Origin of the sequence: Streptomyces sp. NPDC026673 (genome assembly GCF_040638135.1) — a bacterium.
Lineage (GTDB): Bacteria > Actinomycetota > Actinomycetes > Streptomycetales > Streptomycetaceae > Actinacidiphila.
Map to the genome: position 1 here is coordinate 146,346 of NZ_JBEZXR010000001.1, position 26,726 is coordinate 173,071.

At 72.7% G+C, this 26,726-nt stretch carries 22 protein-coding genes; 15 read left to right on the plus strand and 7 right to left on the minus strand.

Annotated elements, in window-relative coordinates; translation table 11 throughout:
- Positions 1-5 precede the first annotated feature (5 nt).
- Genes AB0F62_RS00690 through AB0F62_RS00700 form a run of 3 tightly spaced genes read left to right on the plus strand, consistent with a single transcriptional unit; the run spans position 6 to position 2,906 of the window.
- Positions 6-905, plus strand: coding sequence for an alpha/beta fold hydrolase (locus tag AB0F62_RS00690; protein WP_361790324.1), 900 nt, complete (start codon positions 6-8; stop codon positions 903-905).
- The gene (locus tag AB0F62_RS00695; protein WP_361790327.1) at positions 902-1,774 is read left to right on the plus strand and encodes a metal-dependent hydrolase; all 873 of its coding nucleotides are present in this window, start codon (positions 902-904) and stop codon (positions 1,772-1,774) included. Before AB0F62_RS00690 ends, AB0F62_RS00695 begins: the two co-directional genes overlap by 4 nt.
- Before the next feature lie 13 nt (positions 1,775-1,787).
- The gene (locus AB0F62_RS00700) at positions 1,788-2,906 is read left to right on the plus strand and encodes a PDR/VanB family oxidoreductase (RefSeq protein WP_361790330.1); all 1,119 of its coding nucleotides are present in this window, start codon (positions 1,788-1,790) and stop codon (positions 2,904-2,906) included.
- 51 nt (positions 2,907-2,957) lie between these two features.
- Here the strand turns inward: AB0F62_RS00700 and AB0F62_RS00705 are convergent, their stop codons facing one another.
- Both AB0F62_RS00705 and AB0F62_RS00710 read right to left on the minus strand, forming a co-directional pair.
- Positions 2,958-3,986 (minus strand): rod shape-determining protein, encoded by a 1,029-nt coding sequence (locus AB0F62_RS00705; RefSeq protein ID WP_361790333.1) that lies wholly within the window; start codon positions 3,984-3,986, stop codon positions 2,958-2,960.
- 116 nt (positions 3,987-4,102) lie between these two features.
- Positions 4,103-5,791 carry a SpoIIE family protein phosphatase gene (locus AB0F62_RS00710; protein ID WP_361790336.1) on the minus strand — a complete coding sequence of 563 codons (1,689 nt, stop codon included), beginning with the start codon at positions 5,789-5,791 and terminating at the stop codon, positions 4,103-4,105.
- Between the two features lie 156 nt (positions 5,792-5,947).
- On the opposite strand from AB0F62_RS00710, the gene AB0F62_RS00715 reads away from it, so the two are divergent.
- Positions 5,948-7,006: a peptidoglycan DD-metalloendopeptidase family protein gene (locus AB0F62_RS00715; RefSeq protein ID WP_361790339.1), complete on the plus strand. Its 1,059-nt coding sequence runs from the start codon at positions 5,948-5,950 to the stop codon at positions 7,004-7,006.
- Positions 7,007-7,071: 65 nt separating this feature from the next.
- On the opposite strand, the gene AB0F62_RS00720 is transcribed toward AB0F62_RS00715, so the two are convergent.
- Both AB0F62_RS00720 and leuE read right to left on the minus strand, forming a co-directional pair.
- Complete coding sequence (locus AB0F62_RS00720; protein ID WP_361790342.1) at positions 7,072-8,526, minus strand: glutamate decarboxylase; 1,455 nt, start codon at positions 8,524-8,526, stop codon at positions 7,072-7,074.
- Positions 8,527-8,604: 78 nt separating this feature from the next.
- Entirely contained in the window at positions 8,605-9,264 is a 660-nt protein-coding gene (gene leuE / locus AB0F62_RS00725; protein WP_361790345.1) for a leucine efflux protein LeuE, read from the minus strand.
- A 54-nt stretch (positions 9,265-9,318) separates the two neighbouring features.
- Between leuE and AB0F62_RS00730 the strand changes: the two genes are divergently transcribed.
- Positions 9,319-10,092, plus strand: coding sequence for a MerR family transcriptional regulator (locus tag AB0F62_RS00730; protein ID WP_361790348.1), 774 nt, complete (start codon positions 9,319-9,321; stop codon positions 10,090-10,092).
- On the opposite strand, the gene AB0F62_RS00735 is transcribed toward AB0F62_RS00730, so the two are convergent.
- A complete protein-coding gene (locus AB0F62_RS00735) occupies positions 10,073-10,444 on the minus strand; it encodes a YbjQ family protein (RefSeq protein WP_361790351.1) in 372 nt (123 codons plus the stop codon). The genes AB0F62_RS00730 and AB0F62_RS00735 overlap by 20 nt on opposite strands.
- A 37-nt stretch (positions 10,445-10,481) precedes the next feature.
- Complete coding sequence (locus AB0F62_RS00740) at positions 10,482-11,831, minus strand: ABC transporter ATP-binding protein (RefSeq protein WP_361790354.1); 1,350 nt, start codon at positions 11,829-11,831, stop codon at positions 10,482-10,484.
- A 139-nt stretch (positions 11,832-11,970) separates the two neighbouring features.
- Here AB0F62_RS00740 and AB0F62_RS00745 point away from each other — a divergent pair, with 139 nt between their 5' ends.
- The 3 genes from AB0F62_RS00745 to AB0F62_RS00755 all read left to right on the plus strand — a co-directional run bounded on the left by AB0F62_RS00745 (position 11,971) and on the right by AB0F62_RS00755 (position 15,966).
- Complete coding sequence (locus AB0F62_RS00745; RefSeq protein ID WP_361790357.1) at positions 11,971-12,690, plus strand: VTT domain-containing protein; 720 nt, start codon at positions 11,971-11,973, stop codon at positions 12,688-12,690.
- 128 nt (positions 12,691-12,818) lie between these two features.
- A complete protein-coding gene (locus tag AB0F62_RS00750) occupies positions 12,819-14,423 on the plus strand; it encodes a threonine/serine exporter family protein (RefSeq protein WP_361790360.1) in 1,605 nt (534 codons plus the stop codon).
- Positions 14,424-14,586: 163 nt separating this feature from the next.
- On the plus strand, positions 14,587-15,966 hold the full coding sequence (locus AB0F62_RS00755; RefSeq protein WP_361790363.1) for a wax ester/triacylglycerol synthase family O-acyltransferase: 1,380 nt from the start codon (positions 14,587-14,589) through the stop codon (positions 15,964-15,966).
- 76 nt (positions 15,967-16,042) lie between these two features.
- Here AB0F62_RS00755 and AB0F62_RS00760 read toward each other — a convergent pair whose 3' ends face one another.
- Positions 16,043-16,537, minus strand: a complete 495-nt coding sequence (locus AB0F62_RS00760; protein WP_361790366.1) for an inorganic diphosphatase — start codon at positions 16,535-16,537, stop codon at positions 16,043-16,045.
- 142 nt (positions 16,538-16,679) lie between these two features.
- On the opposite strand from AB0F62_RS00760, the gene dacB reads away from it, so the two are divergent.
- The 7 genes from dacB (at position 16,680) to AB0F62_RS00795 (ending at position 26,714) form a co-directional block, all read left to right on the plus strand.
- Positions 16,680-18,083 carry a D-alanyl-D-alanine carboxypeptidase/D-alanyl-D-alanine-endopeptidase gene (gene dacB, locus AB0F62_RS00765; protein WP_361790369.1) on the plus strand — a complete coding sequence of 468 codons (1,404 nt, stop codon included), beginning with the start codon at positions 16,680-16,682 and terminating at the stop codon, positions 18,081-18,083.
- Between the two features lie 787 nt (positions 18,084-18,870).
- On the plus strand, positions 18,871-20,049 hold the full coding sequence (locus AB0F62_RS00770; protein ID WP_361790372.1) for a zinc-dependent metalloprotease: 1,179 nt from the start codon (positions 18,871-18,873) through the stop codon (positions 20,047-20,049).
- 179 nt (positions 20,050-20,228) lie between these two features.
- Entirely contained in the window at positions 20,229-21,215 is a 987-nt protein-coding gene (tilS, locus tag AB0F62_RS00775; RefSeq protein WP_361790375.1) for a tRNA lysidine(34) synthetase TilS, read from the plus strand.
- A 36-nt stretch (positions 21,216-21,251) separates the two neighbouring features.
- Positions 21,252-21,791 (plus strand): hypoxanthine phosphoribosyltransferase, encoded by a 540-nt coding sequence (gene hpt, locus AB0F62_RS00780; protein WP_361790780.1) that lies wholly within the window; start codon positions 21,252-21,254, stop codon positions 21,789-21,791.
- A 192-nt stretch (positions 21,792-21,983) separates the two neighbouring features.
- A complete protein-coding gene (gene ftsH / locus AB0F62_RS00785) occupies positions 21,984-24,038 on the plus strand; it encodes an ATP-dependent zinc metalloprotease FtsH (RefSeq protein WP_361790378.1) in 2,055 nt (684 codons plus the stop codon).
- A 137-nt stretch (positions 24,039-24,175) separates the two neighbouring features.
- A complete protein-coding gene (folE, locus tag AB0F62_RS00790) occupies positions 24,176-24,784 on the plus strand; it encodes a GTP cyclohydrolase I FolE (protein ID WP_361790381.1) in 609 nt (202 codons plus the stop codon).
- Between the two features lie 244 nt (positions 24,785-25,028).
- The gene (locus AB0F62_RS00795; RefSeq protein ID WP_361790783.1) at positions 25,029-26,714 is read left to right on the plus strand and encodes a phosphatidylglycerol lysyltransferase domain-containing protein; all 1,686 of its coding nucleotides are present in this window, start codon (positions 25,029-25,031) and stop codon (positions 26,712-26,714) included.
- The last annotated feature ends 12 nt before the right edge of the window (positions 26,715-26,726 follow it).

Below are 26,726 nucleotides of genomic sequence, written 5' to 3' on the forward strand. Positions count from 1 at the left end.
CGGACATGGTGCAGCGCTGGGTCACGGCCTCCGACGGGGTGCGGCTGGCGGTGTACGAGCAGGGGGACCCGGCCGGGCCCACGGTGCTGTGCGTGCACGGCTTCCCCGACGACCACGGCGTGTGGGACGGCGTCGCATCCCGCCTCGCCGGCCGCGGCTTCCACGTCGTGTCGTACGACGTGCGCGGCTCGGGCGCCTCGGGCGTCCCGCGCCGCACCCGCGCCTACCGGCTGCCGCAGCTCGCCGCCGACACCACCGCCGTCGCCGACGCGGTCAGCCCGCACGCCCCGGTCCATCTGCTCACCCACGACTGGGGCTCGGTGCAGAGCTGGCACACCGTCAGCACCCCCGAACTCGCCCACCGCTACGCCTCGATCACCTCGATCTCCGGCCCCGACCTGGACCACACCGGCCGCTGGTACCGAGCCCAACTGCGCCGCCCGTCCCCGACCCGGCTGCTGAAGCTCGCCAAGCAGTCGCTGGCCTCGCAGTACGTCGGGTTCTTCCATCTGGCGGGGATCGCCGAACTCGCCTGCCGCAGCGGCTTCCTGGACGGCGTCGTCACGACCCTGCGCCGCCTGGAGACCGGTGAGGCCCCCATCGGCTACGGCCCCGGGCTCGCCGCCCGCAACCGCGCCGGGCTCAAGCTCTACCGCGCCAACGTGCTGCCCCGCATGCTGCGGCCCCGCGTCCGGCACGCCGCCCTCCCGGCGGTCGTGCTGGCCCCGTCGAAGGACGTGTTCGTCCTGCCGCCGTGGCAGACGGAGATCACCGACTGGGCGACCGGCGCCGAGATCCACCATGTGGACGGCGGCCACTGGCTGCCGTCCCACCGCCCCGACCTCGTGGCCGAGCACGCCGCGCGCCTCGTCGAGCGCGCCGAGAAGGAGAGGAGCGCCGCATGACCGCCGAGCCCGAGCACCTCGTCCTCAAACCGCGCGACGTGCAGTGGGACTGGGACGGACTGCCGGTCCGCTACCTCGACGACGACGCCTTCCTCACCCACTTCGCCAACGTCCTCAACATCCTGCTCCCCGAGGGCGAGGAGTGGTTCCTCACCGTCTTCCAGCAGGCCGTGCCGATGATCAGGGACGACCGGCTGCGCGAGGACGTCATCGGCTTCATCGGCCAGGAGGCCATGCACGCCCAGGCCCACCAGTCGCTGATGGACCACTTCAACCGGGCCGGCCTGGACACCGGCGGCTTCATCGCGCAACTGCACTGGTTCTTCCGGGAGATGCTCGGCGACCGGGGCCTGACCGGCAGGGCGGCGCACGGCTGGCTGATCGAGCGGGTCGCGATCATCGCCGCCATCGAGCACGTCACGTCCTTCCTCGGCGACTGGATCCTGGGCGCGCGGGCGCTGGACGACCTCGACAAGCACGAGAAGGCCGAGGCCGTCCTCGACCTCTACCGCTGGCACGGCGCGGAGGAGGTCGAGCACCGGGCCGTCGCGTACGACCTGTTCACCCATCTCGACGGCCGCTACCGGCACCGGGTGCGGGCCCATCTGGTGGCCTTCCCCGTGCTGCTCTACTGGTGGGTGCGCGGCCTGCGCCATCTCATGGCCGCGGACCCGCTGGGCGCGGGGAAGCCGCGCCCGCGCGACTGGTTCCGCGGTGCCCGGCGCGGGCTGCTGCCGTCCCCGCGCGCGGTCGTACGGCTGTTCTTCTCCTATCTGAGGCCCGGCTACCACCCCTCCCGGTACGGGTCCACCGCACAGGCCGTCGCCTACCTCGCGTCCTCGCCCGCCGCGCGCGCCGCGCTCCACTAGGGGGTCTCCTCACGTGTCCCTGCCCGACCCGCGCACCCTCGCCGCTGCTGGGGCATGGGCGACCCCGCCGCCCCGCCGGGCCGGCGGCTCCCGCCCCGAACCGCTGCTCGCGCTGCTCGCCCGAATCACCCCGCTGCTGGTGCGCGGCAGCGCGCGGCGGCCGGTGCGCGAACCGGCCGCCGTCGACCGGTCCCTGGCGCTGCGCGTCACGGAGGTCACGGCGGAGGCCGAGGGCGTCGTGGGCCTGCGGCTGGTCCGGGCGGACGGCGGCGGCGCGTTCCTGCCCGCGTGGCATCCGGGTGCCCACCTCGACCTCGACCTGCCGTCGGGGCGGCGCCGCCAGTACAGCCTGTGCGGTGACCCGGCCGTCCGGGGCGCCTACCGCGTCGCGGTGCGGCTCGTCCCGGACGGGGAGGGCGGCTCCCGTGAGATGCACGCCCTCGCACCGGGCGCGGTCCTGCGCACCCTCGGCCCGCGCAACGCCTTCCCGCTGGCTCTGACCGGTTCCGGGTCCCTGCTCTTCGTCGCGGGCGGCATCGGGATCACGCCGATCCTGCCCATGGTGCGCGCCGCGGCCGCCGCCGGGGCGGACTGGCGTCTGGTGTACGCCGGACGCAGCCGGGCGACGCTGCCGTTCCTGGCGGAGCTGGCGGGCCTGTCGGCGCACGAGCCGTGGCGGGTGCGGGTCCGCACCGACGAGGAGGCCGGCGGCCCTCCGTCCGCGGAGGAGCTGCTGGCGGACGCGGGCCCCGGAGCCGCGGTCTACTTCTGCGGGCCGCCGGCGCTCGTCCCCGGACTGCGTTCCGTGCCGGCGCTGCACGTGGAGCGGTTCTCGCCGCCCCCGATCACCGACGGCGCGGCCTTCGAGATACAGCTCGGCCGGGACGGGGAGGTGCTCCCCGTCCCGGCCGACCGCACCGCGCTCTCCGTCCTCACGGCCGCGCGGCCCACGACGCCGTACTCCTGCCGCCAGGGCTTCTGCGGCACCTGCCGCGTCCGCGTCCTCGCGGGAGGGGACGCGCTCCGCCACGGCGGCAGCGCCACCGCCCGCCGCACGGACGACGCGATGCTCGTCTGCGTCTCCCGGGGCGCCCCCGGCTCCCGTCTCGTCCTGGACGTCGGAACCGGGTGAGGGGCGGCCGCCCGGCCGGGGCTTGGCGGCCGCGCGGACAGGCACGACCTCTTACACGGACAGCGGGTCCAGCGGGGTGGGGAAGGGGTGACCCTCCATCATCGCGCCGAGGCCGCGCACCGCGCAGACGTCGGGCCGGTCCGCGATCGTGACCGGCATCCCGGTGGCCTGGCGGAGCATCATGTCGAGCCCCGGCAGCAGCGCGCTGCCGCCCGCGAGCATGATGCCGCGGTCGGTGAGGTCGGCGACCAGGTCCGGCGGGCACCGCCTGAGCACCACGCCGATCCCGTCGACCAGCGTCGCCATGGGCATCCGGATCGCCTGCCGCACCCCCTCCGTGTCGACGCGCACGGTGCGCGCGATCCCGCTCGCGACGTCGCGGCCCTGCACCTCCGCGCTGGGTGCCGTGGGCCCGGGCGCGGAGAGGATCTCGTGCAGCGGGCGCACCGACTGGCTGGGCAGCACCAGTTCGTGCGTGTTGCGCAGGTGCTGGACGACCGCGTGGTCGATGGCGTCGCCGCCCACCGAGATGGTCTCCGCCGCGACGATCGAGCCCAGCGACATGACCGCGATCTGCGTGGTGCTGGCCCCGGCCAGCATGAGCATCGTCGCCTCGGGCTGTTCGACCGGCAGCCCGCAGCCGACGGCGGCCGCGATGACGGAGTCGACCAGTTCCACCCGCCGTGAGCCGAGGCCATACAGCGTCTCGATCGCGGCCCGCTGGGCCAGCGGCTCGCTGCCGTTGGGGGTGCAGACGGCCGCCCGGAGCATCGGCTTGCGCCGCCAGGCCTTGCGGAGCTGACCGCCCAGCAGATGGCGGAGCATGCGCTGGGCCATGTCGATGTCGACGACCATCCCGGCCTGGATGGGGCGGACCACGCGGATGTGCTCGGGCGTGCGGCCGGTCATCTGCTCGGCGAGCGAGCCCACCGCGATGAGGGCGCCGCTGTGCGCGTTGACGGCGGCCACGCTGGGCTCGTCGACGACGAGTCCCTGGTTCTTGAGGTAGACGCGGGTGCGGGACGCGCCCAGGTCGACGGCGACGGAGCAACGACGCAACTGGGCCAGACTGACGGTCACGGCAGATCCTCCCCGAGGGGCCGGTTCCCGGGCCGCCCCTGCGGCGGGCCCGTCTGATCATCGTGCGGGCGCAAGTCGAAATCCGCCTGTTCTGATACTCCGAGCGATTGATCCGGTTATCGAATGATCCGTGCGGCCAGGACCGCGATGTCGTCGTCCGCCGGTTCCACGACCAGCAACGACAGGACCCGGTCGACCAGTCCGCCCAGATCACCGTTGGAGTGCAGGCGCAACCCGGCGAGGCGGTCGAGCGAGGCGTCGATGTCCTCCCCGCGCCGCTCGATGAGGCCGTCCGTGTACAGGAGCAGGACGTCACCGGCCAGGCAGTCGGTCGAGACGGCCTCGTAGCCGCCGTGGCCGGTGCCCAGGGGCGGCCCCACCGGGACGCTGACGATGTCGACCGTGCCGTTCGGCCGGATGACGGCGGGCGGCAGGTGTCCGGCGCTGGAGTACGTGCACTTGCCGCGCACCGGGTCGACCAGGGCCAGCAGGCAGCTCGCCGGACGGCCCGACTCGGTCTCCGAGATCAGGGTGTCCAGCCGGCGCAGGATCCGGTGCGGCGGCAGGTCGGCCGCGGCCACGAACCGGAGCATCGAGCGGTACTGGCTCATGTCGACGGAGGCCGCCACCCCGTGCCCCATGACGTCGCCCATGGCGAGCAGGGTGCGCCCGTACGACAGCCGTACGGCGTCGTACCAGTCGCCGCCGACCAGCGCGGTGGTCCCGGCCGGCTGGTAGCGGAACGCCGCCTCGACGGAGGGGTGCGGGGAGCCCGGCTCGGACATCAGGGCGCGCTGCAACTCCAGTGCGATGCCGTGCTCGTGGGTGTAGCGGCGGGCGTTGTCGAGGTAGATGGCGGCCCGCCGGACGACGTCCTGGACGGTCTCGGTGTCCTGGTCGGTGAACCCCGGGGACTCGCCGCACCGCACCAGGGTCACCGTGCCGATCGGCTCGCCGCGCGCGGCGAGCGGCACGACGAGCGCCGAGTGGATGCCGACCGAGCGGAGCGCCGCCATCCGCTCGCGGGCGGGCGCGCCGTGGCCCAGCGCGTCGTCGTCGAAGAGGTTCTGCAGCACCGGGCGCCCGGACTGCAGGCAGCGCGGGATGGTCGCGCCGGACGGGTACTCCACGTACTCGCCGGGCTCGCCGAAGATCTTGACCTGCTCGCGCAGGTTCGGCAGTGCTGCCATGGCGGCCCGGCGCAGCCGCAGCACCCCGCGGTTGTAGGGGGCGGCCCGTTCGGTGGGGAAGACCTCGACGGTGGCGATGTCGGAGAGCAGCGGCACGAGGAACCCGGCGAGTTCGGCGCAGGTCTCGTCCATCTCCAGGGTGGTGCCGATGAAGGTGGCGGCGCGGTCCAGGATCGCCAGCCGCTCCCGGGCCCGCTCCAGCTCCTGCTGGTGCTGGCGGGAGGCGCTGACCTCCAGCATGATCCCGACCAGGCCGAGCACCGTGCCGTCGGCCGCGTCCAGCCGGTGGTACGCGCCCTGCCAGTAGCGCCGGGTCAGTTCCGACTCGGCCCGGGTGTGGCCGCTGGAGGGGACCTCGCGCGATTTGCCGTCGGCCAGGACCTGGCGCAGGGCCTCCTCGCCGGCCTCGTCGAGGTCCGGCAGTACCTCGGTGATCCTGCGGCCCAGGTGGGCCTCGGCCGGCAGGCCGTTCATCCGGGCGAGGGCGGGGTTGACGTAGACGTAGCGAAGCTGCGGGTCGTAGATGCCCACGCCCGCCGGGGTGCCGTCCAGCACCTGCCGCAGGACCGCGTGGTCCAGCGGTGACCAGCTGCCGGGCTCACCGTCACCGCTCACCCGGTCACCCTCCTGTCCGCCGAGTGCGCCCGTTCCCATGATCGGCCGGTCCCGGGCCGGGCGCACGCCCGGATGCGATCACCCCGCCGGGTGGCCGTCGATCCGTGGGGCGTGTCGCCCGGGCACCCCGGAGATCCGGCCCGACAGGATCGGGCGATGCGATGGAGGACGGCGGTCGCGGCGCTCTGCCTTCTGCTCGCGGCGGCTCCGGCGGTGGCCGGCGAGCGCCCCGAGCCGCCGCCCGGCCCGCCGGCGCGGGTGGAGCGGTTGTACGCGCAGGCCGCCCGGGCCGTGCAGGCGTACGAGCAGGCCGAGCGGGCCGTCCGCCGCAAGCGCGCAGACCTGCGGCTGCTGCATCGGGCCGCGGCGGGGGAACGCCGCCGGCTGGCGGTGCTGCGGGACCGGATCGGGGCGATGGCCCGCAGCGAGTACCGCAACGGGGGGCTGGGTCCGTCGGCGCGGCTGCTGCTGTCCAGAGGGCCCGACCGGCTGCTGGAGGGCGCGACCCTGGCCCGGCAGGGCGACCACGCGCAGGCGGCGCTCCTGGCCGAGCGGGTGCTGGCCGAGCGCCGGCTGGCCGCGGAGACGGCGGCCGTCGACCGGACGCTGGCGGTGCTGGCCCGCGAGGTCCGCCGCAAGGACGCGCTCCGGCGGCGCATCGAGGCGCGGCTGCTGCGGGCCCAGGCCGGGCTGTCCGCCCGGGACCTCGCGCTGATGTCCCACGAGGGCCTCTCGGCGAACTGCCCGCGCGACGTCCCCCGGGCCGCGCCCGGGTCCTCCGCCGCCACCCGCCGCCACGGCGCCCCGCACTGGGTGCGCCCGGTCGCGCACTACACGCTCACCGCCGGCTACGACGAGTCCGGGGCGCACTGGGCGCATCGCCACACCGGACAGGACTTCGCGGTCCCCCCGGGCACGCCGGTCCGTGCGGTGGGCGACGGCACGGTGGTGGTGGCCGGGTGCGGCGACGGCTTCGGCAACCAGATCGTCGTCCGGCACGACGACGGCTACTGCACGCACTACGCCCATCTGTCCGTCCTGGAGGTCGCCCCCGGGCAGCGGGTCCGCGCGGGCGAGCGGATCGGCCGGTCCGGGAACTCCGGCAACTCCACCGGCCCCCACCTGCACTTCGAGGTCCGCGTGACGCCCCAGATGGGCTCGTCCGTCCCCCCGCTGCCCTGGATGGCCCGGCACGGGGTGCGGATCACCCGCTGATCTCTCCGGCACCGCGGGGCCGGGCGACCGGTCGGCCCCCGCCCCCCTGCCGTGCCGCCCGGCGCTCAGTGGTGGAAGGCGGTGGGCGCCTCGCCGGGCGGGTGGAGGGGGTGCTCCTGGGCGCGCAACTGGGGGAGGTAGCGCTTCAGGTCGGCGAGGAAGAGGTCGGCGAGGTCCTCGGAGAAGCCGTTGCGGACCACGACGCGCAGCACCGCCAGGTCCTCGCGGTGCGGCGGGTAGGTGTAGGCGGGCACCAGCCAGCCGCGCTCGCGCATCCGCCGGGAGACGTCGAAGACGTCGTAGGCGGTGACGTGGTCCTTGGTGGTGAAGGCGAAGACCGGCAGCTGGTCGCCGCGGGTGATCAGCCGGAAGTCCTCGCACTCCTCGATCCGCGACGCGAGGTAGACGGCCACGTCCCGGGCGGTCTGCTGGACGGTGCGGAAGCCGTCCCGGCCCAGCCGCAGGAAGGTGTAGTACTGCGCGACGACCTGGGCGCCCGGCCGGGAGAAGTTCAGGGCGAAGGTGGGCATGTCGCCGCCGAGGTAGTTGACCCGGAAGACCAGTTCCTCGGGCAGGGCGTCGGAGTTCCGCCACAGTGCCCAGCCGACGCCCGGGTAGACCAGCCCGTACTTGTGGCCGGAGGTGTTGATCGAGGCGACCCGGGGCAGCCGGAAGTCCCAGACCAGGTCCTCGTCGAGGAAGGGCGCGATCATTCCTCCGGAGGCCCCGTCGACGTGGACGGGGATGTCGAGCCCGGTCCGCTCCTGCAGGGCGTCCAGCGCGGCGCAGACCTCGGCCACGGGCTCGTACGAGCCGTCGAAGGTCGAGCCGAGGACGGCCACGACGCCGATGGTGTTCTCGTCGCACAGCGCGACGGCGGCGTCGGCCTCCAGGTGCAGCCGGTCGCCCTCCATCGGCACCAGGCGCGGTTCGACCTCCCAGAAGTTGCAGAACTTCTCCCAGCACACCTGGACGTTGGCGCCCATGACCAGGTTGGGGCGTGCGCCGCCCGGGTGGCGGTCGCCGGCGCGCCCGGTCAGGCGGCGGGCGAGGGACGTACGGCCTGCGCCGTCGCCGACGCGCTTCGCCCAGCGGCGCTTGAAGGCCATGCCGGCGAGCATGCAGGCCTCGGAGGAGCCGGTGGTGGAGCAGCCGACGGCGCTCTCCGGATCGGGGGCGTGCCACAGGTCGGCGAGCATCGACACGCAGCGCCGCTCCAGTTCGGCGGTGCGCGGGTACTCGTCCTTGTCGATCATGTTCTTGTCGCGGCACTCGCCCATCAGCACCCCGGCCTCGGGCTCCATCCACGTGGTGACGAAGGTGGCCAGGTTGAGGCGGGCGTTGCCGTCGAGCATCAGCTCGTCGTGGACCAGCTGATACGCCGTCGAGGGCGCCATCGGGCCGTCGGGCAGCCGGTGCTTCGGGGGCGCCGCGCGCATCCCGGCGACCGGGTCCGCCCCGGCGTAGAAGGGGTTGACGGCGAGCTTCGGCAGGCCTTCGGCACCTTTGTGAAGCGACATGTCGTAACGATAAGGGTGAAATCGGTCACCGGCAGGTCGGCGGGAACCCGCGCCGGTCCGGGGCCTGACCGGGGCCGCTCAGCCCGCCGAGGACATCGACAGCTTCGCCGCGAACCCCAGGAAGAGCGCCGCGGCGCCCGAGGTCAGCCCCGCCGCCAGCCGCCTGCGGCGCCGGAACTGGGCCGCAAGCCGGGTGCCGCCGAAGATCAGCAGCGTCAGGTAGCTGAAGCTGAAGACCTGCGCGATGGCGCCCAGCGCCAGGAAGGACAGCGCCGGGTGGGCGTAGCCGGGGTCCACGAACTGCACGAAGAACGAGATGAAGAACAGGATCGCCTTCGGGTTGAGAAGGCTGATCACCAGCGCCCGCCGGAACGGCTGTTCGGCGTCCGCGACCGCCTCCGCCGCGCTGTCCGCCGCCACCGGCTCCGCGCCCCGGGACCGCCACATCGCCCAGGCGGCCCTGGCCATGCCGAGGGCGATCCACGCCAGATAGCCGGCACCCGCGTACTTCACGATGCCGAACAGCACCGGGTTCGTCGTGAGCAGTCCGGCCACGCCCGCCGCCGAGGCGGTCATCAGCACGGTGTCGCCGATGAAGACGCCCAGCGCCGCGCGGTACGCCGTACGGACCCCGCGGCGCGCCGCGACGGAGAGCGTGTACAGCGAGTTCGGCCCCGGCAGCAGCACGATCAGTACGGTGCCCAGCACATACGTCGACAGGTCGGTGATTCCCAGCATGCGCACCAATATGGCACTTGCACCTCACGTGGCGTGAGGCCGGAGGGTGTGGTCATGAACACGAGCACGGGCTATCCGGTCGGGCAGGTGGCGGGTTTCGCCGGCGTGACCGTCCGCACGCTGCACCACTACGACGAGATCGGACTGCTCTCGCCGAGCGCCCGCAGCCACGCGGGCCACCGGCGGTACAGCGACGCCGACCTCGACCGGCTGCAGCAGATCCTCTTCTACCGGGAGCTCGGCTTTCCCCTGGACCAGGTGGCGGTCCTCCTCGACGACCCGTCCGTGGACCCGCGGGAGCACCTGCGGCGCCAGCACGAGCTGCTGACCGCGCGGATCGGGAAACTGACGGAGATGGCCGATGCCGTCCAACGAGCCATGGAGGCACGCACGATGGGCATCAACCTCACGCCCGAGGAGAAGTTCGAGGTCTTCGGGGAGTACGACCCCGACCGGCACGCCGAGGAGACCCGGGAGCGCTGGGGCGACACCGAGGCGTACGCGCAGTCGCAGCGCCGCGCCGCCTCCTACACCAAGGAGGACTGGCTGCGGATCAAGGCGGCGCAGGAGGACTGGGGCGCCCGGCTCGTCGCGCTCCGCGAGTCCGGCGCCCCGGCGGACGGCGAGGCCGCGATGGACCTGGCCGAGGAGCACCGGCGGTTCATCGTGGACCACTACTACGACTGCACGTACGAGATCCACACCGGCCTCGCCGGGATGTACCTGGCGGACCCGCGCTTCAACGCCTTCTACGAGGCGATCGCGCCGGGCACCGCCCAGTACGTCCACGACGCGATCATGGCCAACGCTAGGCGTGCCGGGGCGTGATCACCGCCGCGGTGCCGTAGGCGCACACCTCGGTGCCGACGTCGGCGGCCTCGCTGACGTCGAAGCGCATCATCAGCACCGCGTTGGCGCCACGCGTCTGCGCCTGCTCGACCAGCCGCTCCATCGCCTGGGTGCGGGTCTGCGCCAGGGTCTTGGTGAGCCCCTTCAGCTCGCCGCCGACCAGGGACTTCAGGCCCGCGCCGATCTGGCTGCCCAGGTGACGGGAGCGCACGGTCAGGCCGAAGACCTCGCCGATCACCCGTTCCACCCGGTAGCCCGGCACGTCGTTCGTGGTGACCACCAGGACGGCGGACTGGGGCGACTGTCCGCCGCCGTACTCGTCGATACCCATACGGGCATCGTCGTCCCGTCCGCCGCCCGTCGCAGCCTCAGTACTCCAGGCGCGGCGCCCGTTCCGGGGCCGGGCAGATCCGGCCGCCCTCGTGGTCGAAGACGTACAGGTGCGCGAGGTCGACCAGCAGCGGCACGTGCTGGCCGGGGCGCAGCCGCAGGTCCGGGCCGGTGCGGACGACCAGGTCGCCGCCCGCGGTGGCGGGCCGCCCGGTCTCCTCCCGCGCGGCCGGACGGTCCAGCACGGCCGTCTGGCCCGCGCCGGAGACCCGCGCCGCGGCCTTCTGCACCAGCCGGCCGAGGCCGGCCGCGCCGCCCGTCCGGGACGCGGCGCGGGAGCGCTGCCGCGCACCGGCCGGCCGGGCGGCCTCCAGCTCGGGCACGACGGCCGGGCGGGCGCCGGCGTCGAGGTGCACCAGCGACTCGTGGCCCTGGTACTCCACGTGCTCCACGACGCCGCTGAGCACCACCTCGCCGGGCCGCGCGCTGCTGGGCCGGTCGATGCGCAGGGCCTCCGAGCGCAGTCCGACGATGAGCGGCCGGCCCTGCTGGATGCGGAGCATCTGGTGGTCCCTGCTCAGCGGCCGGGGGAGGACGAGTCGCTGCCGTCCGAGGTCGATCCACATCCCGCCGTCCAGCGAGGCCACCACGGTCGCCTCGAGCAGGTTGATCCGCGGGGTGCCGATGAAGGCGGCCACGAAGACGTTCTGCGGCAGGTGGTACGCCTCGCGCGGGGTGCCGACCTGCTGCAGGACCCCGCTGCGCATGATCGCCACGCGGTCGCCCAGCGACATCGCCTCGGCCTGGTCGTGGGTGACGTACACGGTCGTCACGCCCATGCCGCGGGTCAGCCGGGCGATCTCGGCGCGCAGGTGCGCGCGGAGCTTGGCGTCGAGGTTGGACAGCGGCTCGTCCATCAGGAAGACGGACGGGTGCCGGGAGATGGCCCGGCCCATCGCGACCCGCTGCCGCTCGCCGCCGGACAGCTGGCCGGGGTAGCGGTCGAGGATGTCCTCGATGCCGAGGGTCCGCGCGGTCTCGGCGACGCGGGGGCCGGTGTCCTGCCCGGGCATCTCGAAGCGCAGCGGGAAGCCGATGTTCTCCCGGCTGGTCATGCTCGGGTAGAGGGCGAAATTCTGGAAGACCATGGCCATTTTGCGGTCGCCCGGTGCCAGGTCGTTGGCGTACTCGCCGTCCAGGAGCAGTTCGCCGGAGGTGATGTCCTCCAGGCCGGCGATCATGCGCAGGACCGTGGACTTGCCGCACCCCGAGGGGCCGAGCAGCACCAGGAACTCGCCGGGGGCGATGTCCAGGGAGAAGCGGTCGACGGCGCGTACGCCGCGGCCGTAGGTCTTCGAGACGTCGTGCAGTGAGATGGCGCGAGTCATGTGGGTTCCGCCGGATCATGATGATTCAGGAGTGACGGGCGACTTGCGGTGTTGCACGGTAAAACGCTTGGGAGGACCGTAGCCGAGCGTTCCCGGGCTGGGAACGGTTCGGTCACGACCACGTTGATACTTTTGGCGCGTGACGACTCTCTCCCTGGGCCCGCAATGGCTCGACCCCGATTACCTCATCTCGTCCGCGGGCCTGATCGGCCTGCTGGCGATCGTCTTCGCCGAGTCGGGTCTGCTCATCGGCTTCTTCCTGCCGGGTGACTCCCTGCTCTTCACCGGCGGTCTGCTGGTCGCCGGCGGCAAGCTGGACTGGCCGATCTGGTCGGTGTGCCTGCTGGTCTGGATCGCCGCGGTCGCGGGCGACCAGGTGGGCTACCTCTTCGGCCGCAAGGTCGGGCCCTCGCTCTTCCGCCGCCCGGACTCCAAGCTCTTCAAGCAGGAGAACGTCGAGAAGGCCCACGAGTTCTTCGAGCGGCACGGCGCCAAGTCGATCGTGCTCGCCCGCTTCGTGCCGATCGTGCGTACCTTCACTCCGGTCATCGCCGGCGTCAGCCGCATGAACTACCGCGTCTTCGTGACGTACAACATCATCGGCGGCCTGCTGTGGGGTGTCGGCGTCACGCTGCTCGGCTACTGGCTGGGCCAGATCGCGTTCGTCCACGAGCACATCGAGCTGATCCTCATCGCGATCGTGCTGCTCTCCGTCGTCCCGATCGCCATCGAGTTCCTGCGGGCCCGCTCGGCGTCCAGGAAGGCCGGGCCGCTGCCCGAGACCCACGCCGACGACGACGCCGGCCAGCCCCCCCTCCAGCGCGGCTCCGGCGGGCGCCACCGCGCGAACCGCCGCTAAGACCCGTTAGCCCACGGAGGGAGTGGGCAGTCGTTCCGCTGTGCCAGGGGGGAGGGTGCCCGCACCCTCCCCCCTGGCACACCCGCACTCGCACCCGTACGCGATCACGCACCGAAAGGAGGATCCCCGTGGCGCACCCCGAGGAGCCCGAGCAGTCGACCGGCGGCTCGGAGTTCACGCCGCCCCTGGGCGTGGAGCTGCCCAGGCCCGAACCGCAGGGTTCCGCCTTCGCCCGCCCGGGGACCCGGACCTCCCCGCAGCTGGCGCACCCGGCCTTCACACCCCCCGAGGGCGTCCCGATCGTCAGCCTCTCCAAGGAGGCTCCCTGGCCCGACCGGATGCGCACGATGCTGCGCATGCCCGTCGGCGAGCGCCCCGCCCCGGAGCAGCCCGCCCGACGGCCGGAGGCGGAGGGCGGGCCGCCGGTCCCGCGCGTGCTCGACCTGACGCTGCGCATCGGTGAGCTGCTGCTCGCCGGCGGCGAGGGCGCGGAGGACGTCGAGGCCGCGATGCTCGGCGTGGCCCACGCCTACGGGCTGGGCCGGGTCGAGCCGACCGTGACGTTCACCCTGCTGGGCATCTCGTACCAGCCCTCGCTGGTGGACGCGCCGGTCACCGCGAACCGCACGGTGCGCCGCCGGGCCACCGACTACACCCGTCTCGCGGCCGTCTTCCGGCTGATCAACGACATCACCGCGGCCGACCTGACCCTGGAGGACGCCTACCGGCGGCTGGCCGAGATCCGCCGCAACCGCCATCCCTATCCGGGCTGGCTGCTGACCGCGGCGGCGGGCCTCCTGGCGGGCGCGGCGAGCATGCTGGTCGGCGGCGGCGGGCCGCTGGTGTTCGCGATCGCCGCGCTCGGCGCGATGCTGGGCGACCGGCTGGCGTGGCTGTGCGCCGGCCGCGGGCTGCCGGAGTTCTACCAGTTCGTGGCGGCGGCGATGCCGGCCGCGGTGATGGGTGTGCTGATCGCGCGCTTCGGCCAGCACCTGCCCGGTACGAGCACCCTTCAGGCCTCGGCGGTCATCACCGGTGGCCTCTTCGCGCTGATCCCCGGAAGGGCCCTGGTGGCGGCCGTGCAGGACGGCCTGACCGGCTTCTACATCACGGCCTCCGCGCGCCTGCTGGAGGTCATGTACCTCTTCACCGGCATCGTCGTCGGGGTGACGCTGATCCTCTACGCCGGGGTCAGCCTGGGCGCCGAACTCGACCCCGACCAGGTGCTGCGGACCTACGAGAACCCGCCGGTGCAGCTCGTCGCCTCGATGGTGCTGAGCCTCGCCTTCGCCGTGCTGCTCCAGTGCGAGCGGAGCGTGCTCGTGATCGCCGCCCTCAACGGCGGCGTCGCCTGGACGGTCTACGCGGCGCTGCACCAGGAGAAGATCGGCATCGGCATGTCGCCGGTCGCGGCCACCGCCGTCGCCGCCGGTCTGGTGGGCCTTTTCGGCCAGGTGCTCTCCCGCTACCGCTACGCCTCCGCGCTGCCCTACGTCACGGCGGCGATCGGCCCGCTGCTGCCCGGTTCCGCGACGTACTTCGGTCTGCTCGGGCTGACCCGCGGCCACCTCGACCAGGGTTTCGCCTCGCTGACGAAGGCGGCGGCGCTGGCACTCGCCGTGGCCATCGGGGTGAACCTGGGCGGCGAGGTCGCACGTCTGTTCATCACGCTGCCGCGTGGCGCTGACCAGGCACGACGTCGCGCGGCGGCCAAGCGGACCCGCGGTTTCTGAGCCTTCCGGGCCCCCTCGTGGCGCCGCCCGGAGATCAACCAGGCAACCTGATGTTAACTGTCCGTATCGTGGTCGTAGTTGACTGTAATCGGCTCCGGGCGTTTCACTTCACCAACTGGAGTCCGATCCGGGGTTAAAACCGACCTTTCGGAGGCATGGAGCCTTGGCTGACGAGTATCTGAGCCCGCTGGATCTCGCCTTCTGGAACCTCGACTCGCCGGGCCATCCCATGCATCTGGGCGCCGTGGCCGTCTTCGAGCGCGACCCGGCGTGCCCGGTCGACGCCGACGGCCTCGCCGCGCTGCTCACCGCCCGGGCCGAGGCCGTACCGCGGATGCGGCAGCGCGTGAAGGACGTCTGGTACGGCGTCGGCGGGGCCGCCTGGGCGGTCGACGAGCACTTCGACGCGCGGCGCCACGTCCACGCCGTACGGCGGGCCGACGCCCACGCCGCCGTAGCCGAACTGATGTCCCGGCCCATGGACCGCGACCGGCCGCCGTGGGAGGTCTACGTCATCGAGGGCGCCCCCGACGCGCCCTTCTCCGTCCTCGTCAAGCTGCACCACGCCCTCGCCGACGGCCTGCGGGCCGTGGAGTTCGGCGCCGCGCTGCTCGACCAGGGGGCCCGCGCCAAGGCGTCCGCCGCGACCGCCCCGGCGCCGCGGCAGGGGGCCGAGGCGGCCGTGCCCACCCAGGTCCGCGGCCCCGGCATCCCGCTGCCGGGACTGCCCGATCCCCGGCAGGTCGTCGCCTCCCTGCCGGAACGGGTACGGGAGGCCGGCCGGGCGCTGGGCATCGGCTCGGCCGTGCTGCGCGCCTCCCTCGACCCGGGCGGCCCCGCCGCGCTGGGCGCCGCCTGGACGCCCGGAGGCGCGGAGCGCCGGTTCGCCACGGCCTCCCTCGACGTCGACGACCTGCACCGGATCCGCAAGACGAGCGGCGGCACGGTCAACGACGTGGTCATGGCCGTCGTCGCCGGCGCCCTGCGGCGCTGGATGGAGGCCCGCGGCGACGACCCGGCCGGACCGGGCCCGCGCGCCCTCATCCCGGTGGCGCGGCGCCGCCGCCGGGGCGTGCGCGGCGGCCGGGGCAACCGCATCTCCGGCTACCTGCTGCGGCTGCCGGTCGGCGAACCCGATCCGCTGGCCCGGCTGCGCGACGTGCGCGCGGGCATGGACCGCAACAAGGACGCCGGACCCGACTCCGGGCCGGGTGCGGTCGCCCTCCTGGCCGACAGCGTGCCACCGCTCGCGCACCGCTTCGCCGCACCGCTGCTCGCCGCCTCGGCGCGGCTGCTCTTCGATGTGCTGGTCACCAATGTGCCCATGCTCGACGTGCCGCTCACCCTGGACGGCTGCCGGATGACCGAGCTGTATCCGATCGCCCCGCTCGCCCGCGGCCAGTCGCTGGCGGTCGCCGTCTCCACGTACCGCCGCCGGGTCCACATCGGGCTCCTCGCGGACGGGGAGTCCGTGCCGGACGCCGACACCTTGGCGGCGGCGCTGCACGGCGCCCTGGCCGAACTGCTCGACGCCTGCGGATGAGACCGCCGGCAACGACGAGGGCGGCCCGCTCCTGCAGGAGCGGGCCGCCCTCGTGGCTGTGGGAGAAGCCGGACGGTCAGTGACCGCCGTGCTCCTTCAGGCGCTTGTAGGACGCCTCGATCTCGGCCTCGGCCTCGGAGCGGCCCACCCAGTTGGCGCCCTCGACGGACTTGCCGGGCTCCAGGTCCTTGTAGACCTCGAAGAAGTGCTGGATCTCCAGGCGGTCGAACTCGGAGACGTGGTGAATGTCACGCAGGTGCTCGACCCGCGGGTCCGAGGCGGGCACGCACAGCAGCTTGTCGTCGCCGCCGGCCTCGTCCGTCATGCGGAACATGCCGATCGCGCGGCAGCGCACGATGACGCCGGGGAAGGTCGGCTCGTCGAGCAGGACCAGGGCGTCCAGCGGGTCGCCGTCCTCGCCCAGGGTGTTCTCCACGAAGCCGTAGTCGGCCGGGTAGACCGTCGACGTGAACAGGTGCCGGTCCAGGCGGATACGACCGGTCTCGTGGTCCACCTCGTACTTGTTGCGGGAACCCTTCGGGATCTCGATCGTTACGTCGAACTCGAGCACAGCCTGTCCTCCATGATCAGCACATACTTCTGGTGATTAAGTGTCTCCCACGCTTGTGTGTGGTCGCGAAAGGGGCTGGTCCGGGGTGCCCGTTCCGAAGAACTGGCAGGTGGTGGCAGGGTCGGCTGCCGTAGGACTTGCCGTGGCGCTGACGGCTGTGGCCGCAGCGGGTCCGTGGGAGTCAGGCCAGCGTACGGCCGAACGGGCGATCGCCGCCTCCCGGGACGGTCAGGGGACGCAGGCGCGTCCCCAGAAGAAGAGCGGGGGCGGCCACAAGGGGGCGGTCGCACCGGTGCCGCCCGCCCCCGAGGTCCTGGCCGCCGTGGCCGCCTCGCACGACGCTCCGGCGCCGACCAAGGCGGGGCTGAACCGCCGGCTCGGCCCGCTGCTGTACGACCCCGCGCTCGGCGCGATGACGACGGGCGCCGTCGTGGACGCGGTGTCGGGCCGGACGGTGTGGGGGCAGCGCTCCGGCACGGCCGCCATTCCCGCCTCCACCACGAAGATCGCCACGGCCGTCGCATCGCTGTCGCTGCTGGGGCCCGACCACCGGCTCACCACGGGGGTCGTCGCCGCGGGCAAGGGCCGCGTCGTCCTGGTCGGCGGCGGCGATCCCACCCTCACCGCCCGTGCGAAGCCCGGGGGCGGCTGGACGGCGGCGTCGCTGCGCACCCTCGCCTCCGACACGGCCCGCGCCCTGCGCGCCAAGGGCGTGCGCTCGGTGAGGCTCACGTACGACACCTCGCTCTTCACCGGTTCCGCCGTCCACCCCATCGGGCGCAACGACAACATCGCGCCCGTCACGGCCCTCATGGCCGACGAGGGCCGCAGCGACGGCAAGAGCCACAAGGGCCCGGCCGCCCGCCAGTGGGACCCGGCGGCGCAGGCCGCCACGGCCTTCGCGGACCTGCTGGGCAAGCGCGGCATCAAGGTCGAGGGCGCGGTGAAGGCGGGCAAGGCGCCCTCGCGCGTGCCCGCGGCCGACCGGCTGGCAGAGGTGCGGTCCGCACCACTGGCCGAACTGGTCGAACGCATGCTGACCAACAGCGACAACGACATCGCCGAGGCACTCGCCCGGCACACCGCCCTGGCCGCGGACCGCCCCGGCTCGTTCTCCGGTGGCGCCAAGGCCATCGACTCGGCCCTCCGCCGGCTCGGGCTCTCTCTGAAGGGAGCCCGTTTCGCGGACGGCAGCGGGCTCAACCGCGGCGACCACCTCACGGCGGAGCAACTGGCGCGGATACTGGCACTGGCCGCGGACCCCGACCATCCGGAGCTGCGCTCCGTCCTGACCGGGCTGCCGGTGGCCGGCTTCACCGGGTCCCTGCGCGACCGCTTCACCTCCGCCGGCGGGGGCGCGGGGCTCGTCCGGGCGAAGACGGGCACGCTCACCGGGGTCAACGCCCTCGCGGGGACGGTCGTCGACGCCGACGGCCGCCTGCTGACGTTCGCCTTCCTCACCAACGGCACCACCAACCCGATCGCGGCCCAGTCCGCCCTCGACCGCCTCGCCGCCAAACTCGCCGCCTGCGGCTGCCGCAAGTAGCCGCGGGCGCTGCCGGCGGCGGCGGGTGGGCTGTTCGGCTGTTCCGCCGTCTCGCTCCCTTCGGTCGCACAGCGGCTGGCTGCGGACGGGGAGGGTGGGGGCGGGCTTTCGCTGCGGTGTGCGGGCCGGTGGGTGGCGGGGGTTCAGGCGCCGGAGCGGGGCGCCTTTCCGGTGGCGCGGGTCTCGTTGCCGTCCGCGCGTATAGATGGCCGCTTCCACGCCATTGGTGGGTGGTGGGCGCGCCTGCCGTGACCGGCGTCTGCGGCTGATTCGGGGTGCTGGTGGGGGGTGGGCGGGACATCGGGCTCGCTTTCGCCGATATGTTCGGCGGAACAGAGCCCGATCTTTGAGCCAGGGGACATCGGGCCCGCTTTCGCCGACATAGTCGGCGAAACAGAGCCCGATCTCGACAGACCACCCGCCGAGCCCGGTGCTGCCGGGGAATCACCCGCAGGCGCAGGTCACGGCGGGCGCGCCACCCACGAAGGGTGGGCGTGGCAACCAGCCATCTCTACCCGCGGACGGCGACGAGACCGGCACCCGCGAACAACGAGCCCCGCTCCGGCGCCTGAACCCCGGCCACCCACCGGCCCGCACACCGCCGACCAGCCCCAGGCCGCCACCCTCCCTCCGCAGCCCGCCGCTTTGCGACCGAAGGGAGCGAGACGCCGGGACAGCCGACCACCGCCGCCGCCACAACCCCCACTCACCCCCACCCACCCCGACCCGCCCGTGCCGCGGGCGGGGAACGCTCCCGGGAGAGCGGACAAGCACGTACCGTGAAGGAATGACGAGCATCGGTGGTGCGGAGATGGTCGACTGGAATCTGGCGGTCGCGACCGCCACCCGCTTCGTGCGGCCCGGACCCGAGGTGAGCCGGGACGAGGCGCGGGCGGTCGTGGCGGAACTGCGGCGGCACGCGAAGGAGTCGGAGGCGCACGTCCGCGGCTTCACCAGGATGTTCGGCGATCAGGAGGACCCGGCCGACACCGGGACCCCGGTGCTGATCGTCGACCGCCCGGGGTGGATCAGGGCGAACGTCGCCGGTTTCCGCGAGGTCCTCAAGCCGCTGCTGGACAAGATGCAGGCCCGCCGGCCGGGCGGCCCCGGCGGTGCCGTACTGGGCACCGTGGGCGGCAAGGTGACCGGCGTCGAGGTCGGGATGCTGCTGAGCTTCCTGGCCTCGCGTGTGCTCGGGCAGTACGAGACCTTCGCCCCGGCGACCCGCGACATGCCGGCCGGGCCCACCGTGCCGGGCCCCGGGGAGCCGCGCACCGGGCGGCTCCTGCTGGTGGCCCCCAACATCGTCCACGTGGAGCGCGAACTCGACGTGGACCCGCACGACTTCAGGCTGTGGGTGTGCCTCCACGAGGAGACCCACCGCACCCAGTTCACGGCCGTGCCCTGGCTGCGGGACCACATCGAGCAGGAGATCCAGGCCTTCCTCGGCGAGACGGAGATCGACCCGTCGACGCTGATCGAGCGGCTCCGCGAGGCGTTCCAGGCGTTCTCCTCCGGCAGCCGGCCCGACGCGGAGGAGGCGTCGGTCGACGCGGACGGCGACGAGGGCCGCAGCCTGATCGACCTGGTGCAGACCCCGAACCAGCGGGAGATCCTGGGCCGGTTGACCGCGGTCATGTCGCTGCTCGAGGGGCACGCCGACTACGTGATGGACGGCGTGGGCCCGGACGTCGTGCCGTCCGTGGCGGAGATCCGGGAGAAGTTCCAGCGGCGCAGGCAGAGCGGCGCAGGGCGGATGGACATGGCGCTGCGCAAGCTGCTGGGGCTGGACGCCAAGCTCCGGCAGTACCGTGACGGCGAGCGCTTCGTGCGGGCCGTGGTGGACGAGGCCGGGATGGACGGCTTCAACCGGATCTGGACCTCGCCCAACACCCTGCCCACCAAGCAGGAGATCGCGAAACCCGCGGACTGGGTGGCACGGGTGCACCGGCGGAGCGATACCTGAGCGGATTCGGGGGCACAGCCACCCCCCGGGGCCTCCCGGTTCACCCGTCCGAGGGACCGTGGGCGCAGGGTAAGCGTGCGATGCTCGAGTATTGCCCGCTGTCTGTCACCATCTAGCTACCCTGCGTCATCTTCACCGTCCCGACGCCTCCCCCAGCCTCTCCAGGAGGGAAACCGGACATGGGTCCCCACCCCGCGGTCGCGGCGATACGCCTGGCGGTTCGCCGCGTACTCCAGGACGTCCTGACCGACCACCCCGGCGGCAGCCCGCTCGTGCTGGCCGCGTGCAGCGGCGGAGCCGATTCGATGGCTCTCGCCACCGCCCTCGCCTTCGAAGCGCCCAAACTCGGCATCCGGGCCGGCGGTGTCACCGTCGACCACGGCCTGCAGGACGGCTCGGCGGCCCGCGCCGTCGACGTGGCCGACCGGCTGCGCGGTCTCGGCCTCGACCCGGTGGACGCGGTCGCGGTCACCGTGGGCCGCCAGGGCGGCCCGGAGGCCGCCGCACGGGACGCCCGGTACGCGGCCCTCGACGCCGCCGCGGAGCGCGCCGGCGCCGCCGCCGTGCTGCTCGGGCACACCCGGGACGACCAGGCCGAAACGGTGCTGCTGGGGCTGGCCCGCGGTTCCGGCATCCGGTCGCTGTCCGGCATGCCCGCCGTCAACGGGCGGTACCGGCGCCCGTTCCTGCTGCTGGACCGGGACACGGTCCGCAAGGCCTGCCTCGTGCAGGGCATCGACGTGTGGGAGGACCCGCACAACCACGACCCCGCCTACACCCGGTCCCGGGTCCGTCACGAGGCCCTGCCGGTGCTCGAGAAGTCCCTGGGCAAGGGCGTCGTGGAGGCGCTGGCCCGCACCGCCCAGCTCTCCCGGGACGACGCCGACGCCCTCGACCAGTGGGCGGCCCGCGCCGAGCGCTCCGCGGCCGACGCCGACGGCGGGCTGGACATCGCCCGGCTGCTGACCCTTCCCTCGGCCGTGCGCCGCCGCGTGATTCGCCGCGCGGCCATCGCCGCGGGCTCACCCGCGGGTTCGCTCTTCGCCCGGCACATCGAGGAGACCGACCGGCTGCTCACCGCCTGGCGCGGCCAGAAGCCCCTCAACCTCCCGGGCGGCGTCGTCGTCGGCCGGCGGAATGGCAGACTGTTCTTCCAGGCCTTGTAGACCGAGCCGGAAGTTGTGCGGGTGAACGAGAACGACATGGGCGCCGACCTCGAGAAGGTGCTCATCTCCAAGCAAGAGATCGACGCCAAGCTGGCGGAGCTGGCTGCGCAGATCGACAAGGACTACGAGGGCAAGGACCTCCTGATCGTCGGCGTCCTCAAGGGCGCCGTCATGGTGATGGCGGACCTGGCGCGGACCCTGTCGTCGCAGGTCACCATGGACTGGATGGCGGTGTCCTCGTACGGCGCGGGAACCAAGTCCTCGGGTGTCGTGCGCATCCTCAAGGACCTGGACACCGACATCGCCGGCCGGGACGTCCTGATCGTCGAGGACATCATCGACTCGGGGCTGACGCTGTCCTGGCTGATCAGCAACCTCGGCTCGCGCCGCCCGGCCTCGCTCGAGGTCTGCACGCTGCTGCGCAAGCCGGACGCCGCCAAGGTCGAGATCGATGTGAAATACGTCGGCTTCGACATCCCCAACGAGTTCGTGGTCGGCTACGGCCTGGACTTCGCCGAGAAGTACCGGAACCTGCCGTTCATCGGCACTCTTGCGCCGCACGTGTACGGCGGCTGAGACTCCGGGAACCCCGACGCCCTCCTCGGCGTTGGAGGGTGGTAACGCTGTTTGTTTACGGTCTCCGGCGCCTTCGGGTGACAATGCTGGGGTACCGTCCGAAGGTCGGTTCATACACCGGATGCATCGGCGGCCCTCCGGCCGCGATGCCTCACTGTGGCAGGAGGGACGGGGCGTGATCGCCCCGCATGGATGGACGTGAAGCGCTATTTCCGTGGGCCAGTCATGTGGATCGTGCTGGCTGTCCTCGCTGTGGTCGTCTTGATGCAGGTCGTTGGTTCGTCCGGCGGCTACAAGACGGTGGACACCGGCCAGGCCATCGAGGCCATCAACAGCAACGAGGCCAAGTCCGCCGAGCTGACCACCGGCGACGAGAACACGATCAAGGTCGAGCTCAAGGACGGCGCCAAGGTAGGCGGCAAGGACCTGGGCTCCAAGATCAAGGCGAGTTACATCGGCGACCAGGGCGTCGAAGTCGCCAAGATCCTGCAGACGAAGGTCGACGACGGCGACAAGAACACGCTGCCCGACGGTTACACCGTCGCGCCCTCGAAGCAGAACGCCTTCGTCGGCATCCTGCTGTCGCTGCTGCCCTTCGTCCTCATCGTCGTGGTCTTCCTGTTCCTGATGAATCAGATGCAGGGCGGCGGCTCCCGAGTGATGAACTTCGGGAAGTCCAAGGCCAAGCTGATCACCAAGGACACCCCGAAGACCACCTTCGCCGACGTCGCCGGCTCGGACGAGGCGGTGGAGGAGCTCCAGGAGATCAAGGAGTTCCTGCAGGAGCCGGCCAAGTTCCAGGCCGTGGGCGCCAAGATCCCCAAGGGTGTGCTGCTGTACGGCCCGCCCGGAACGGGCAAGACGCTCCTCGCGCGCGCTGTCGCCGGCGAGGCGGGCGTCCCGTTCTACTCGATCTCCGGTTCCGACTTCGTCGAGATGTTCGTGGGTGTCGGCGCCTCGCGTGTCCGCGACCTGTTCGAGCAGGCCAAGGCGAACGCCCCGGCCATCGTCTTCGTCGACGAGATCGACGCCGTCGGCCGGCACCGCGGTGCGGGCCTCGGCGGCGGCCACGACGAGCGCGAGCAGACGCTGAACCAGCTGCTGGTCGAGATGGACGGCTTCGACGTCAAGGGCGGCGTCATCCTGATCGCCGCCACCAACCGCCCGGACATCCTGGACCCGGCGCTGCTGCGTCCGGGCCGTTTCGACCGGCAGATCGCGGTCGACCGCCCCGACCTTCAGGGCCGTCTGGAGATCCTCCAGGTCCACCAGAAGGGCAAGCCGGTCGCCCCGGACGTCGACCTCAAGGCCGTCGCCCGCCGCACCCCCGGCTTCACCGGCGCGGACCTGGCGAACGTCCTCAACGAGGCGGCGCTGCTCACCGCGCGCAGCGACAAGAAGCTGGTCGACAACGCGATGCTGGACGAGGCCATCGACCGCGTCGTGGCCGGCCCGCAGAAGCGCACCCGGATCATGTCCGACAAGGAGAAGAAGATCACCGCGTACCACGAGGGCGGTCACGCCCTGGTCGCGGCGGCTTCTCCGAACAGCGACCCGGTCCACAAGATCACGATCCTGTCCCGCGGCCGCGCCCTCGGCTACACGATGGTGCTGCCGGACGAGGACAAGTACTCCACCACGCGCAACGAGATGCTCGACCGGCTCGCCATGACCATGGGCGGCCGCGCGGCGGAGGAGCTGGTCTTCCACGACCCGACCACGGGTGCCGCCGACGACATCGAGAAGGCCACCGCAACGGCCCGCGCGATGGTGACCCAGTACGGCATGACCGAGCGGCTCGGCGCGATCAAGTTCGGCACGAGCGACTCGGAGCCCTTCCTCGGCCGTGAGATGTCGCACCAGCGCGACTACTCGGAAGAGGTCGCCGGGCTGGTCGACGAAGAGGTCAAGAAGCTCATCGAGACCGCGCACAACGAGGCGTGGGAGATCCTGGTCGAGAACCGCGACGTCCTCGACAACCTGGTTCTGGCCCTCCTGGAGAAGGAGACGCTGAACAAGGAGGAGATCGCCGAGATCTTCAAGTCGATCGTCAAGCGCCCGCCGCGTCCGGCCTGGACGGGTTCCTCGCGGCGTACGCCGTCGACCCGCCCGCCGGTGCTCTCGCCCCGGGAGCTCGCCCTGACCAACGGCACCCAGCCGACGGCCAACGGCAGCACCACGGCGGCCTCCCTGAGCAAGTCCGCCGAGACGGTGGAGCTTCCGGAGGACTCCAACCCGGAGTCCTGACGCCCGCGACGTGGCCTTGGTCACGGACACCGGAATGCGTACCGCGCCCCCCAGGTTTCCTATCCTGGGGGGCGCTGCGGTTGCCGCGTTTCCCGCGGTTCGCGCATTTGGCAGTCCGTATGAGGAACGAGGCACACATGACCGACCCGGTGACCCTTGAGGACGATCTGCGCCGCATCGGCGAGTTCGACGAGAAGCGTGCCGAGAACGCGGTCCGTGAGCTGCTGCTCGCGGTCGGGGAGGACCCCGACCGCGAGGGACTGCGGGAGACCCCGGCGCGGGTCGCGCGGGCGTACCGGGAGATCTTCGCGGGCCTCTACCAGGAGCCGGAGGACGTCCTGACGACGACCTTCGACCTGGGGCACGACGAGATGGTCCTGGTCAAGGACATCGAGGTGCTGTCGAGCTGCGAGCACCACCTGGTGCCGTTCGTGGGCGTGGCCCATGTCGGCTACATCCCCTCGACGGACGGCAAGATCACCGGACTGTCGAAGCTGGCCCGGCTCGTCGACGTCTTCGCGCGCCGTCCGCAGGTGCAGGAGCGGCTCACCACGCAGATCGCGGACTCCCTCATGCGGATACTCGAACCGCGCGGCGTGATCGTGGTCATCGAGTGCGAGCACATGTGCATGACGATGCGCGGGGTCCGCAAGCCCGGCGCGAAGACCATCACCTCGGCGGTGCGGGGCCAACTGCGCGACTCCGCGACCCGGGCGGAGGCCATGAGCCTGATCATGGCCAAGTGACCCGAGGGGTTCCCGCCCCCTTGGCCCACGGTCCCCGCCGGGCGGAACACGGCCCACGACTCACGGTCCGGCGACGCAACCCACCCGTCGGAGTTCACGTCCTACAGGGCGCAAATCTCCGACGAGAGTGGGGCACGCGGTGGTCATCCGCGTCGCCGGGGCTGGGTGAGCGATGTCTGTCTTCGTGGAGGAAGAGCCCGGCGTCCCGGTGCGCGGCGACGGGATACGGCGGCTCCCGCGGCTGATGCCGGCGTCCGCCGCGCCGCGCGCGGTGGGGACGGCGTGCGCGCTGGTGGGGCTGCTGGATCTGGCGGCAGGGGTGTTCCCCGGGTTCCGGCACAGCCGGATGCATGTGCTGGCCGGGGTCTTCCCGGGGACCGTCACCTCGGTGGCCGCGGCGGCGGGGGTGGTCACCGGCATCCTCATGCTGATGCTGGCGCACGCCCTCAAGCGGGGGAAGAAGCGCGCCTGGCGGGCGGCGGTCCTGCTGCTGCCGGTCGGCGCGGTGGCCCAGGTGCTGCACCGGCACTCGCTGGGCGGGGCAGCGCTCTCCACGCTCCTGCTGGCCCTGCTGATCCGGTACCGCGCGGAGTTCTCGGCGCTCGGCGATCCGCGCACACGGCTGCGGGCGGTCGCGGCCTTCGTGGGACTGAGCGTGCTCAGCCTGGTCCTGGGACTGGTCATCGTCAGTGCCCACCCGGCCGGCGGCCCGGCCGATCCGTCCTGGACGGACCGCCTGGCGGAGGTGCTCTACGGGCTCCTCGGCTTCGACGGGCCGGTCGCCTACGCCACCGACGAGGCGGCCGACATCGTCGCGTACTCGCTGGGCGGGCTGGGCTTCCTGATCGCCGCCACCACCGCGTACCTGGCGCTGCGTCCGGCCCGTCCGGTCGCCGAGCTGACCTCGGGCGACGAGGGGCGGCTGAGGGAACTGCTGGCCCGGCACGGCGCCCGCGACTCGCTGGGGCACTTCGCGCTGCGCCGCGACAAGAGCGTGGTCTTCTCGCCGAGCGGCAAGGCGGCGGTCTGCTACCGCGTGGTCTCCGGGGTGATGCTGGCCAGCGGCGACCCCATCGGCGACGTGGAGGCCTGGCCGGGGGCGATACAGCGGTTCATGGCGGAGGCCCGGGCGCACGCGTGGATCCCGGCGGTCATGGGCTGCAGCGAGACCGGCGGCGAGGTGTGGACCCGGGAGACCGGGCTGGACGCCCTGGAGCTGGGCGACGAGGCGATCGTCGAGACCTCCTGCTTCTCGTTGTCGGGCCGGGCGATGCGCAACGTGCGGCAGATGGTCAAGCGCATCGAGCGCGCGGGCTACCGCTGCCGGGTCCGGCGCGTGGCGGAGCTGGGCGAGGAGGAGCGCGACAGCGTCCGCAGGGCGGCCGACGCCTGGCGCGGCACGGACACCGAGCGCGGCTTCTCCATGGCTCTGGGCCGCTTCGGCGACCCGGCGGACGAGGAGTGCGTGGTGGTGACGGCGCACGACGCGCAGGACGTGCTGAGGGCGGTGCTGCACTTCGTGCCGTGGGGCGGCGACGGTATGTCGCTGGACCTGATGCGGCGCGACCGGTCCGCCGACCCGGGGCTGAACGAACTGCTGATCGTCGCCGCGCTGCGCGAGGCACCGGGACTGGGCGTGCGGCGGGTCTCGCTGAACTTCGCGATGTTCCGGTCGGCGCTGGCCCGCGGGGAGCGGCTGGGCGCGGGACCGGTGCTGCGGACCTGGCGCGGGCTGCTGGTCTTCCTGTCCCGGTGGTTCCAGATCGAGTCCCTGTACAAGTTCAACGCCAAGTTCCAGCCCGAGTGGCTGCCGCGCTTCCTGGTCTTCCGGGCCACCAAGGACCTGCCCCGCATCGGCCTGGCCGCCATGCAGGCCGAGGGATTCGTCACCCTGGCCCTCCCCGCGTGGGCCTCCCGGCGCCTGCGGTGAGCCGCCCGCTCT

Excerpts from the sequence above, each read along its gene's own strand:
- AB0F62_RS00690 (WP_361790324.1), top strand. The coding sequence starts at position 6 with ATGGTGCAGCGCTGGGTCACGGCCTCCGACGGGGTGCGGCTGGCGGTG.
- AB0F62_RS00695 (WP_361790327.1), top strand. The coding sequence starts at position 902 with ATGACCGCCGAGCCCGAGCACCTCGTCCTCAAACCGCGCGACGTGCAG.
- AB0F62_RS00715 (WP_361790339.1), top strand. The coding sequence starts at position 5,948 with ATGCGATGGAGGACGGCGGTCGCGGCGCTCTGCCTTCTGCTCGCGGCG.
- AB0F62_RS00720 (WP_361790342.1), bottom strand. The coding sequence starts at position 8,526 with ATGTCGCTTCACAAAGGTGCCGAAGGCCTGCCGAAGCTCGCCGTCAAC.
- leuE (WP_361790345.1), bottom strand. The coding sequence starts at position 9,264 with ATGCTGGGAATCACCGACCTGTCGACGTATGTGCTGGGCACCGTACTG.
- AB0F62_RS00730 (WP_361790348.1), top strand. The coding sequence starts at position 9,319 with ATGAACACGAGCACGGGCTATCCGGTCGGGCAGGTGGCGGGTTTCGCC.
- AB0F62_RS00735 (WP_361790351.1), bottom strand. The coding sequence starts at position 10,444 with ATGGGTATCGACGAGTACGGCGGCGGACAGTCGCCCCAGTCCGCCGTC.
- AB0F62_RS00740 (WP_361790354.1), bottom strand. The coding sequence starts at position 11,831 with ATGACTCGCGCCATCTCACTGCACGACGTCTCGAAGACCTACGGCCGC.
- AB0F62_RS00770 (WP_361790372.1), top strand. The coding sequence starts at position 18,871 with ATGACGAGCATCGGTGGTGCGGAGATGGTCGACTGGAATCTGGCGGTC.
- tilS (WP_361790375.1), top strand. The coding sequence starts at position 20,229 with ATGGGTCCCCACCCCGCGGTCGCGGCGATACGCCTGGCGGTTCGCCGC.
- hpt (WP_361790780.1), top strand. The coding sequence starts at position 21,252 with ATGGGCGCCGACCTCGAGAAGGTGCTCATCTCCAAGCAAGAGATCGAC.
- ftsH (WP_361790378.1), top strand. The coding sequence starts at position 21,984 with ATGGACGTGAAGCGCTATTTCCGTGGGCCAGTCATGTGGATCGTGCTG.
- folE (WP_361790381.1), top strand. The coding sequence starts at position 24,176 with ATGACCGACCCGGTGACCCTTGAGGACGATCTGCGCCGCATCGGCGAG.
- AB0F62_RS00795 (WP_361790783.1), top strand. The coding sequence starts at position 25,029 with ATGCCGGCGTCCGCCGCGCCGCGCGCGGTGGGGACGGCGTGCGCGCTG.